Source organism: Polaromonas sp. P1_G4 (assembly GCF_056405475.1).
Genome location: NZ_JBFUCA010000955.1, coordinates 1 through 809, shown reverse-complemented (window position 1 = coordinate 809; position 809 = coordinate 1). Strand labels below are relative to the sequence as shown.

At 59.4% G+C, this 809-nt stretch carries 1 protein-coding gene; it reads right to left on the bottom strand.

The features are described from left to right. Positions 1-116: 116 nt before the first annotated feature. Positions 117-728 (bottom strand): dephospho-CoA kinase, encoded by a 612-nt coding sequence (gene coaE / locus AC1D1X_RS24700; protein ID WP_477669833.1) that lies wholly within the window; start codon positions 726-728, stop codon positions 117-119. Positions 729-809 lie beyond the last annotated feature (81 nt).

The following is an 809-nucleotide window of genomic DNA, read 5'->3' as shown; positions in this document are numbered from 1 at the left end:
CGGCGAAACAGGTGTTCAAGTCGCAGATAAGTGCGTATGCGTTCGTGAAAAGGATACTCGTAAAGGATCACAGCGCTAGATTTCGTCGGCTTTAAATGAGGAGGTTTGTTTGCGCATCATAGCCCGAAGCGCCAGGCAAGCTGTCGGACCAGGGCTTCCAGGCTCGCCAGAGACAAGCCATCGTTATAGAGGCATATGTCAGCCGCAGACAGGCGCTGCGCGCGGCTTGCCTGGCCAGCCATGATTTTCTCCACCACCTCCCGTGGCCAGCCGTTTCGGGCCATCACGCGGTCAATCTGGGTCTTTTCACTGCAATCCACAATCAGAACCTGGTCAAGCTGCTGCCGCCATCGCCCCGACTCCACCAGCAACGGGACGTCAAAAATGACACAAGCACTGCCGCCCGCGACCGCCTGCTCATATTGATGCAGGGTTTCCCGGCTTACCCAGGGGTGCACGATGGACTCAAGCCTGCGCCGTGCAGATGGGTCGTCAAAGACCARCTGCCGCATCCGTTCCCTGTGCATGGCTCCTTCGGGGGTGATCAGTTCTCCGCCGAACAGCGCTGCAATTTCCGGCACAGCCGCCCCACCGGCTGCCGTGACCGCACGGGAAATGGCATCAGCATCCACCAACGCCGCGCCGTGGGCAACCAGAATACCGGCAATCGTGCTTTTACCGCTGCCTATGCCACCGGTCAGTCCAATACGCAGGGCTGCACGGGACATGGCATCACAGGCCCACAAATCGCAAAATGGATTGCGGCCCAAAAATCATGGCCGTGAAACCCGCACCGGCCAGGAAAGGCC